The organism is Mesorhizobium sp. M7A.F.Ca.CA.001.04.2.1 (genome assembly GCF_003998485.1).
Classification (GTDB): domain Bacteria; phylum Pseudomonadota; class Alphaproteobacteria; order Rhizobiales; family Rhizobiaceae; genus Mesorhizobium; species Mesorhizobium ciceri.
The window spans coordinates 1-9,601 of record NZ_RZQT01000184.1 but is presented as its reverse complement, the minus strand read 5'-3'; the positions used below and the strand labels follow the sequence as shown (position 1 = coordinate 9,601).

Genomic DNA, 9,601 nt, shown 5'->3' with positions numbered 1-9,601 from the left:
CATCAGCGCCATGCCGGGTGCGAAAGCCGGGCCGTGCGTTCCGTCCTTCTCGACGCCCATGTCGCCGGTAACGACACCGGTGACGGCGCCTTGCTCATTGTAGAGCAGGCCGGCAGCGGCAAAGCCCGGATAGATCTCGACGCCGAGCGCTTCGGCCTTGGTCGCCAGCCAGCGGCAGACATTGCCCAGCGAAACGATGTAGTTGCCGTGATTGTTCATCAGCGGCGGCATGAAAATGTTGGGCAGACGGAACGAGCCGGCAGGACCAAGGACCAGGAAATGATCCGCGGTGACCGGCGTCTTGAAGGGATGGCCGTCCTCGTCGCGCCAGCCCGGCAAGAGCCGGTCGATGCCGATCGGATCGACGACGGCGCCGGAGAGAATATGGGCGCCGACCTCACCGCCCTTCTCCAGGACGACGACCGAAAGCTCGGGATTGACCTGCTTGAGGCGGATGGCGGCGGCGAGGCCCGCCGGCCCGGCACCGACGATAACCACGTCGAATTCCATGCTTTCGCGTTCGATGTCGCTCATCAACCCCTCCGCACTGGCTTATCCCATTCGGGTATCTTGCTGGCTCCCGCGCTGCATAGCGCATCAATTGACGACAGGAAACCGGCGCATACGTGACAATGCCGTTTTGGCCAAAAAGTCGCGCATTGCGAGGCTGGAAGACTGCTTTTCGCCTGGCATTGCCTGCGGGGCGCGCGTTTTTAATTGTTCGACGGCTTGCTTATCGGCCATACTTCACGCCATGCGCTTTCCTGGGCCAGCCGGCTTTTCATCGACGCGCTTTCTTTTCCCGCCCGGCCGGATCCGCCGGGCGCTCCTTTTGGCCCTTCTGATGCTGGCGCCGCATCACGCTGCCGCCGACGAAGTGAAGGTCTGGGCGGCGGGCGCCTACTCCTTCTCCGACGAGCTTGGCGGCTTCCACATCACCGGCGCCTCGGGCATCGGCACGAAGGACGATCCGTTCGTCATCACCGAAGAGCTGACTTCGTCAACGCCGGTGACGCTGACGATCCGCACGACAAAGCCGATCCAGGCCTTCGGCAAGGCCGGCGAATTCGCCAACGGCATGATGTATATGCGCATCGAGGTGCTCAACAACAGCGGCCAGGCCTGGGTCGAATTCCAGTTCGAATTGCAGGAGATCCTGAACCAGCCGAGCGTGTTCGGCGACGGGCTTTCCTTCGACCAGCGCAACAAGACGCCGGACAATATCCGGTCGAGCAATTTCGCCGATTTCGATCGCGATTTCGAACCCTATGACCGGCTGCTGTTCAGGAATGGCAAGGTCGACCCGCTGAAAACCGCCAGCTTCGAATTCCTGATGACCGACTACACGCCCAGATGGACCTTCTACCTGGTGCAGGATCCGCGCATACCAACGGGCTGACACGATAGGATTTTTTTCTTGACTCGGTGAGCTCAGCTATGGTACATTTTTGCTTATGGTGCTGAGTTGCGCCAGTGACCCGCCGCACAGGCGGGTTTTTCGTTTGATGCTCCGTCAGCCAACGCGCCGGCGAGAGGCTCCGAAGGAACCCAAGCTGCCAGCCTTGCAAATTGCCGCCACGCGGACGAATGTGAATCGATGACTGCCGCTTCCCCAACCAACAGACCTGATATCGCCGACCTGCTGGCGTTTTACGCCAGCGTGGGCGTCGACGAGGCGCTCGAAGAGCAGCCGGTGAACCGGTTCGCCGAGGTTGCGCCAAAGCCGATGGAGCGCGCGCCGATCGCAGCGCCTTCGGGTGGCACCGCCGCACCGCTGCGCTCGACGACCGTGTCCCGCGGCGAAGCCGGGGACAGAGCAAATGCACCACCCGTTGCGCGGTCGCCGTCTGCGACGACTGCGGTTCCCGACGAAGCGCAGGCGGCACTTGCCCGCCAATTGGCGACCACAGCAACGACGCTGGACGAGCTTCGCCAGCATATGGCGGCGTTCGAGGGCTGCAATCTCAAGGCCACCGCCAAGAACCTGGTGTTTGCCGACGGCAACCCGGAAGCCGCCGTCATGCTGGTCGGCGAGGCGCCCGGCCGCGACGAGGACATCGAGGGCCTGCCCTTCGTCGGCCGCTCGGGCCGGCTGCTCGACCGCATGCTGGCCGCGATCGGGCTCGACCGCACTTCAGCCTATATCGCCAATGTCATTCCCTGGCGGCCGCCGGGCAATCGCACGCCGACGCCGCACGAAACCGAGATCTGCCGGCCGTTCATCGAACGGCAGATCGAGCTGGTCAATCCCAAGGTGCTGATCAACCTTGGCGGCCCGTCGGCCAAGACCTTGCTCAACACCTCGGAAGGCATATTGCGGCTGCGCGGCAATTGGCGCGTTCACACGACGGCATCCGGCATCGCCATCCCGGCCATGCCGACGCTGCATCCGGCCTATCTCCTGCGAACCCCGTCGCACAAGAAGCTGGCGTGGCGGGATTTCCTCGAAGTGAAGGCAAAGCTGCGAGCGCTCACCTAGCGATAACCTTGCAGGTAATTGAAATGCCGTCCTCACCAGCCTAACCATTCACTCATGACAACAGCCCAAACCTCCGCCGGCAGCCTTATTCGCGAATGGCGCACGCGCCGGCGCATGTCGCAGCTCGACCTCGCCATGGAGGCCGAAATCTCGCAGCGGCATCTGAGCTTCGTCGAAAGCGGCCGCGCCGCGCCCTCGCGCGACATGGTGCTGCATCTGGCCGAGCAATTGTCGATCCCGCTGAGGCAACGCAACCAGTTGCTGCTCGCCGCCGGCTTTGCCCCCAGTTTCGGCGAACGCTCGCTGACCGACACGACAATGGCGCCGGCGATGGCGGCGGTCGAAATCGTGCTCAAGGGCCACGAGCCGTTCCCGGCACTCGCTGTCGACCGCCACTGGAACCTGGTTTCGGCCAACGCCGCCATCGCTCCCTTCCTTGCCGATGTCAGCGAGGCTTCGCTGCTGACGCCGCCGGTCAACGTGCTTCGCCTCAGCCTGCATCCCGGCGGCATCGCGCCACGCATCGTCAATCTTCAGGAATGGCGCACGCATCTGCTCGAGCGCCTGAAACACCAGAATGACGCGAGCGGCGACGCGGTGCTGATCGAACTCGAGCGTGAACTGAGGACTTATCCGTCCGGCCTGAGGAGCAACCGGCCGTCGCCGGTCGAGCCGAACGCCATCGTGCACCCGCTCAGGCTGGCGCATGGCGATCAGGTGCTGTCGTTCATCAGCACCATCACGGTGTTCGGCACGCCGCTCGACGTGACGCTTTCGGAACTGGCGATCGAATCGTTTTTCCCCGCCGATGAACAGACGAGGACGGTGCTGGTTCGGTTGGCGAAGGAACGGGCCGAACGTTCGTAATCACCCTTCAGGCAAAGATGCCTTGCGCGTGCGGGTGCGCTCCAGGCCGAGCTGGCGTTCGCGCCAGATGATGAAGATGCCGGCGGCGACGACGATCAGGCCGCCGACAAGCATATGGAGCGTGGCGACGTCGCCGAAGACGAGATAGCCGACGACGAGGCCTAGGATCATCGAGGTGTATTCGAACGGCGCCACGACCGAGGCTTCGGCATGGCGATAGGCCGCCGTCATCAGGATCTGGCCAAGGCCGCCGCAGAAGCCGGCGGCAACAAGAAGGGCCGCCTGGAGCGGCGTCAGCGCCTGCCAGCCGAATGGCAGCGACAGCAGCGACATGACGCTTGCCGTCACCGAAAACCACAGCACGATGGTCGCCGTGCGCTCGCTTTGCACGAGATTGCGCACCAAGAGCATGGCGACGGCCGAGATCGCCGCCGCGACAAGAGCGGCCATGACGCCAAGCACTTCCTGGTCGTCGAGCGCCTGGTCGGAACTCAGCAGCGTCAGTTCCGGCCAGGAGATGATCAGCACGCCGACCAGGCCGACCGCGACCGCACTCCAGCGATACACGCGGATAGCCTCGCCGAGGAAGATGGAGCTGAACACCACCACCAGCAGCGGCTGCGCGTAGTTCAGCGTGATCGCTTCCGGCAGCGGCAGCCGGGTCAACGCGAAAAAGCCGAGCCCCATGGCGCAGACGCCGACCAGGCCGCGGGCGATGTGGTTGAACGGACGCTTGGTGGTGAAGGCAGTGCCGAGTTCTTTCCTGAAGGCCAGGAAGGCGATGATCGGGAAGATGGCGAAGAAAGAGCGGAAGAAGACAATCTGGCCGGCCGGAACGGTGCCTGCGGCTTTGATGCAGGTCTGCATGCCGACGAAGACCGCCACCGACACGATCTTGAGCATGATACCGGTAAGCGTGTCGTGCCCGCCGGCATCATCGCTGGCTGTGGCCGAGGGGCTGCCGGGGCCCGCTGTCACGCTCCCGACGCTTCTCGGATCGTCGCCCAGATACGCGCCGGCGTTGCCGGCATGTCGATGTGCTTGACGCCATAAGCGCGCCAGAGCGCGTCGGTCACCGCATTGAGTGCCGCCGGGGTCGAGCCGATGGTGCCGGCCTCGCCCGCGCCCTTGATGCCGAGTGCATTGGTCGTCGACGGCACGTTGCGGGTCTCGAAATGGAAGAACGGGAAATTGTCGGCGCGCGGCATGGCGTAATCCATGAAGCTCGCCGTCAAAAGCTGTCCGTCCTCGCCATAGATAGTGTCCTCGGTCAGTGCCTGGCCGATGCCTTGCACGACGCCGCCATGCACCTGGCCGGCGAGCAGGATCGGGTTCACGGTAACGCCGAAATCGTCGACGATGGTGTAGCGGACAATCTCGGTCGCGCCGGTGTCGGGATCGATCTCGACCTCGCAGATATGAGTGCCGTTGGGATAGGTGCATTCGTCCTGCACGAACTCGCCAAAGCCCTTGAGATCGTCAGGCGTCTTGGCGGCCTTGGCGATGCTGGAAAAATCGATCGTGCGGTCGGTGCCGACGATGCGGGCAACACCATCGGACAGCTCGATGTCGCCGGCAGAAGCCTCCAGCTCGTCGGCGGCGATGCGCTTGATCTTGTTGGCCAGATCCTCGCCCGCGCGGGAAGCCGACACACCCCCCAGCGGAATGGAGCGCGAGCCGCCGGTGCCGCCGCCGGCCTTCAATTCGTCGGTATCGCCCTGGCGGACATGGATCTTGTCGATGTCGAGATTGAGCTTTTCCGACAGGAACTGCGCATAGGCGGTGGCATGCCCCTGCCCGTTGGTCTGGGTGCCGATCTTCAGCGTCACCGTGCCGTCGCCATTGAGTTCGACGAAGGCCGGCTCCGAGCCCGGAAAGGCACAGGCCTCGATATAGGTCGCCATGCCGAGACCGCGGATTTTTCCGCCGGCCTTCGACTGCGCCAGCCGCTCCGGAAACGCTTTCCATTCGGATTGCTCAATGGCCCGCTCCATATGGCCTTCGAATTCACCGGTGTCGTAGAGGCGGCCGGTTTGCGTCCGGTAGGGAAATTGCTCCGGCCGGATGAAATTGCGGCGGCGGATCTCCTCGACGGGCAGGCCGAGATCGTGGGCGCAGGCATCGACCAGTTTTTCCAGCAGGAAGGCTGCTTCCGGCCGGCCGGCACCGCGATAGGCATCGACCGGGCAGGTGTTGGTGTAGAGGCCGGTCACCGAGACGTCGAGCGCCTGGATATCGTAGACACCGGTCGACATGGTGACGCCGATATAGGGGATGAACGGACCATATTGCGAGATATAGGCGCCGATGTTGGCGAGCAGGTCCACCTTCATGCCGAGAAAGCGGCCGTCCTTGTCCAGTGCCATCTCGGCCGTGACGAAATTGTCGCGGCCTTGCGCGTCGGTCAGAAAGTGTTCCGTGCGGTCGCCGGCCCATTTCACCGGGCGGCCAAGCCGCTTCGCCGCTTCCAGCACCAGCGGATATTCGCGGTAGACGAAGCTCTTCGGCCCGAAACCACCGCCGACATCTGGCGTGATGACGCGCAACTGGCCCTTCTTGATCTTGAACACGCTGGCCAGGATATACTGCATGGAGTGCACGCCTTGCGACCCGGTGGTCAGCACGAAGCGCTTCTCCTCGACGTTCCATTCGCCGATCGCGGAGCGCGGCTCCATGTAGTTGCAGACCAGCCGGTTGTTGACGAACTCGATGCGGGTGACGTGTGCGGCCTTGGCGAAAGCCGCTTCGGTCTTTTTCCTGTCGCCCATGTGGTAGCTGAAGGCGCGGTTGGAACCGAGCTCCGGCCAGACCAGCGGCGTGCCTTCGGCAAGTGCATTTGCGGTCCCGGAAGCCGCGTCTTCGCCGTCATAGTCGACATCGATCAATTCAGCGGCATCCTGCGCCAAGGCACGGCTGTCGGCGACGACGAAGGCAACGGCATCGCCGACATAGTTGACGCGGTCGCGGCACAGGATCGGGATGTCGCGCGTCGGCGCCTTGGTGCCGTCCGGCTGTTCCTGCATGACGCCGGATTTCAGATCGCCGAGATGGGCAAGGTCCTTGCCGGTCAGTACCAGATGGACGCCAGGTGCGGCCTTCGCCGCCTCGGTCGAACCGATGGTGAAGCTGGCCTTGGCGACCGGCGAACGCAGGACATAGCCATGCAGGACGCCAGCCGGCTGGATGTCGTCGGTATAAAGGCCCTGGCCCTGGATGAAGGCGGCATCCTCGCGCCGCAGCACGGATGCGCCCATGCCGAATTTCGGTGTGACGACGGTCATGGATGCCTCGTGATGATGACAGGAGAACGAACGCCTGAAATAGGCATTGCCTCAGTTTTGTCGAGGGGCCGTTTCGTGTAAAGAGCGCGGACTTCAAATTTCTTGGACCAGCGGACACAATCCGCCGCCAAGGCAATCGACAGGAAAACCCACGGAATGCGCACGGACACCGGCCAGGTCTTCAAGCTCGAAGACTATCGCCCCAACGACTACCTCATTCCGCAAACCGACCTCACCTTCCGCCTTTCGCCAGACGCAACGCGTGTCACCGCCGTGCTCACGATAGAGCGCCGTGACGGCGTCTCCGTGTCGGCACCGTTGGTGCTCGACGGCGACGGGCTGACGCTCAAGCGCATCGAGATCGACGGCAAGAAGGTAAAACCGGCGGATCTGCTGGCGACGCCCGACCAGTTGACCATCCTCGAGCCACCGGTGGCGCGGCGCTTCCAGTTGCTCATCGAGACCGAGGTGGCGCCGGCGGGCAACGAAGCCCTGATGGGCCTCTACCGCTCGAGCCACGTCTACTGCACGCAATGCGAAGCCGAGGGCTTTCGCCGCATCACCTATTTCCTCGACCGTCCCGATATCCTGTCCGTCTACACGGTGCGCATGGAGGCAATGCGCGACGAGGCGCCGCTGCTCCTGTCCAACGGCAACCCGCTCGAAAAGGGCGACCTCGGCGACGGCTGGCATTATGCCGTGTGGCACGACCCTTTCCCCAAGCCGTCCTATCTGTTCGCATTGGTGGCCGGCAATCTCGGCCGGCTCGCGGACAGTTTCGTCACCCTGTCCGGCCGCACGGTCGAGCTCGGCATCTATGTCGAGCCCGGCAAGGAGACGCTGGCCGGCTATGCGATGGACGCCCTGAAGCGGTCGATGAAATGGGACGAGGAGGCGTTCGGCCGCGAATACGATCTCGACGTCTTCAACATCGTCGCCGTGTCGGACTTCAACATGGGCGCGATGGAGAACAAGGGCCTCAACATCTTCAACGACAAATATGTGCTGGCCGACCGGGAGACCGCGACGGACGCCGATTTCGCCAATATCGAGGCGATCATAGCGCATGAGTATTTCCACAATTGGACAGGCAACAGAATCACTTGCCGCGACTGGTTCCAGCTCTGCCTGAAGGAAGGCCTGACGGTTTTCCGCGACCACGAATTCTCCGCCGACCAGCGCTCGCGCGCGGTCAAGCGTATTGCCGAGGTGCGCACCTTGCGCGCTCACCAGTTTCCAGAGGACCAGGGCCCACTGGCGCATCCGGTGCGGCCGCGCCGCTACCGCGAGATCAACAATTTCTACACCGCGACGGTCTACGAGAAGGGCTCCGAAGTGGTGCGCATGATCCGCACAATTCTCGGTGCCGACGTGTTTCGCGCCGGCATGGACCTCTATTTCGAGCGGCACGACGGTGACGCGGCGACGATCGAGGATTTCATCAAGGTGTTCGAGGATGCGTCCGGCCGCGACCTGTCGCAGTTCGCGCTCTGGTATCATCAGGCGGGAACGCCGAACCTGACGATCAGTTCGACGCACAATCCGGCCGCGCAGGAGTTTACGCTCGAAATCGAGCAGTCGGTGCCGCCGACACCCTCCGAAAGCCGCAAGCGGCTGATGCACATCCCGCTCGCTTTCGGGCTGATCGGCGCCGGCGGCAAGCCTGTGCCGTATAGTAGCGTCGAGGGCGCCAGCGTCGAGGACGGCGTCATCCATATCCGCAAGCGTCGCCACATGGTGCGGTTTTCAGGCGTCACCGAGCGCCCGGCCGTGTCGCTCAACCGCGGCTTTTCGGCGCCGGTGACGTTGTCCGTCGAGCAGAAAGCCGACGACCAGTTCTTCCTTGCCCGCCATGACGGCGACGCCTTCTCGCGCTGGCAGGCTTTCAACACATTGCTGACCGATGCGCTGATATCAGCGTTCCGCGAGATCCTCGGCGGCAAGCAGCCGGCCTTTGCGCCGCGGCTGATCGAACTCGCCGGCAGCATTGCCGGCGACGAGACGCTGGAGCCGGCCTATCGGGCATTGGCGCTGGCCCTGCCCGGCGAAGCCGACATTGCCCGGGACATCGGCAGGAACATCGACCCCGATGCCATCTATGCGGCTCGCGAGGCACTGGCGCTGGCGATCGGCACTGCGAACCGGGACGTTTTTTCGGGCCTCTACCTCAGCCTTGCCGACAGAGAAGCGTTCAGCCCCGACGCGGCAAGCGCCGGACGACGCGCCTTGCGCAACACCCTGCTGGATTATCTGTCGCTGCAGCCGGGCGGAGCGGAACTCGCTGCCGGGCATTTCCAGTCCGCGACCAACATGACCGACCGCGCGGCAGCACTTGCCGTGCTCGCGCATCGTCACCACGGTTCGCCCGAGGCGGTCGAGGCGCTGGCGGCTTTCGAGACGACCTACGGGTCCGACCCGCTGATCATGGACAAATGGTTCCAGATCCAGGCCAGCGTACCGGGGCCGCAAACCGTCGACACCGTGAAGGCCTTGACCAACCACCCGGCCTTCTCGATGGGCAATCCGAACCGGGTGCGCTCGCTGATCGGCACCTTCTCCAGCGCCAATCAGACCGGCTTCCACCGGGCCGACGGCGAAGGCTACTGGTTCTTTGCTCAAACCGTCCTCGAGGTTGAAAAGCGCAACCCGCAAGTGGCGGCGTGCACGGATCTCCCTTCTGCCACAAGGGGAGAAGGAAGAGAGCGGCTAAGCCAGCGTGCGCTCGACAATATCCCGCAGATCCGCCGACAGGTTTTCGGCGCCGGCGATCGAGAGCAGCGCTTCCCTGGCCTTCGCCTGCCGCAAGGGTTCGAGCGAACGCCAGGATCTGAGCGCCGTCGCCAGCCTTGCCGCCACTTGCGGGTTGCGCTTTTCAACCTCGAGGACGGTTTGAGCAAAGAACCAGTAGCCTTCGCCGTCGGCCCGGTGGAAGCCGGTCTGATTGGCGCTGGCGGCTTTCGAGACGACCTACGGG

7 protein-coding genes and 2 pseudogenes are annotated in these 9,601 nt (G+C 63.7%); 4 read left to right on the top strand and 5 right to left on the bottom strand.

The genetic code is table 11. The annotated features are described in order from the left end of the window. Together EN955_RS31830 and EN955_RS34975 are read right to left on the bottom strand one after the other, a co-directional pair. Positions 1-534 (bottom strand): NAD(P)/FAD-dependent oxidoreductase (locus tag EN955_RS31830; protein WP_164769939.1); only part of this gene is annotated, 534 nt, incomplete at its 3' end. 63 nt (positions 535-597) lie between these two features. Beyond that, positions 598-744 carry a hypothetical protein gene (locus EN955_RS34975; RefSeq protein WP_155924989.1) on the bottom strand — a complete coding sequence of 49 codons (147 nt, stop codon included), beginning with the start codon at positions 742-744 and terminating at the stop codon, positions 598-600. Between the two features lie 10 nt (positions 745-754). Here EN955_RS34975 and EN955_RS31825 point away from each other — a divergent pair, with 10 nt between their 5' ends. From EN955_RS31825 to EN955_RS31815, 3 genes are all read left to right on the top strand, one after another. Next, positions 755-1,399 (top strand): hypothetical protein, encoded by a 645-nt coding sequence (locus EN955_RS31825; protein ID WP_013532621.1) that lies wholly within the window; start codon positions 755-757, stop codon positions 1,397-1,399. Positions 1,400-1,597: 198 nt separating this feature from the next. Continuing rightward, on the top strand, positions 1,598-2,479 hold the full coding sequence (locus EN955_RS31820) for a uracil-DNA glycosylase (protein ID WP_024505277.1): 882 nt from the start codon (positions 1,598-1,600) through the stop codon (positions 2,477-2,479). A 54-nt stretch (positions 2,480-2,533) separates the two neighbouring features. Next, entirely contained in the window at positions 2,534-3,346 is an 813-nt protein-coding gene (locus EN955_RS31815; RefSeq protein ID WP_024505278.1) for a helix-turn-helix transcriptional regulator, read from the top strand. Here the strand turns inward: EN955_RS31815 and EN955_RS31810 are convergent, their stop codons facing one another. Together EN955_RS31810 and EN955_RS31805 are read right to left on the bottom strand one after the other, a co-directional pair. Continuing rightward, positions 3,347-4,249, bottom strand: a complete 903-nt coding sequence (locus EN955_RS31810; RefSeq protein WP_244506971.1) for a DMT family transporter — start codon at positions 4,247-4,249, stop codon at positions 3,347-3,349. 71 nt (positions 4,250-4,320) lie between these two features. Next, positions 4,321-6,627, bottom strand: coding sequence for a xanthine dehydrogenase family protein molybdopterin-binding subunit (locus EN955_RS31805; RefSeq protein WP_024505279.1), 2,307 nt, complete (start codon positions 6,625-6,627; stop codon positions 4,321-4,323). 156 nt (positions 6,628-6,783) lie between these two features. On the opposite strand from EN955_RS31805, the pseudogene pepN reads away from it, so the two are divergent. Further along, positions 6,784-9,372: pseudogene (gene pepN, locus EN955_RS31800) on the top strand (aminopeptidase N); the annotation flags it as partial. Here pepN and EN955_RS31795 read toward each other — a convergent pair. After that, a pseudogene (locus EN955_RS31795) lies at positions 9,334-9,579 on the bottom strand (aminopeptidase N C-terminal domain-containing protein); the annotation flags it as partial. The pseudogenes pepN and EN955_RS31795 overlap by 39 nt on opposite strands. Positions 9,580-9,601: the final 22 nt, after the last annotated feature.

What these genes read in the sequence shown, in the direction of transcription:
- EN955_RS31815 (WP_024505278.1), top strand. Translation starts at nt 2,534, where the DNA reads ATGACAACAGCCCAAACCTCCGCCGGCAGCCTTATTCGCGAATGGCGC.
- EN955_RS31825 (WP_013532621.1), top strand. Translation starts at nt 755, where the DNA reads ATGCGCTTTCCTGGGCCAGCCGGCTTTTCATCGACGCGCTTTCTTTTC.
- EN955_RS31805 (WP_024505279.1), bottom strand. Translation starts at nt 6,627, where the DNA reads ATGACCGTCGTCACACCGAAATTCGGCATGGGCGCATCCGTGCTGCGG.
- EN955_RS31820 (WP_024505277.1), top strand. Translation starts at nt 1,598, where the DNA reads ATGACTGCCGCTTCCCCAACCAACAGACCTGATATCGCCGACCTGCTG.
- EN955_RS31810 (WP_244506971.1), bottom strand. Translation starts at nt 4,249, where the DNA reads ATGCTCAAGATCGTGTCGGTGGCGGTCTTCGTCGGCATGCAGACCTGC.
- EN955_RS34975 (WP_155924989.1), bottom strand. Translation starts at nt 744, where the DNA reads ATGGCCGATAAGCAAGCCGTCGAACAATTAAAAACGCGCGCCCCGCAG.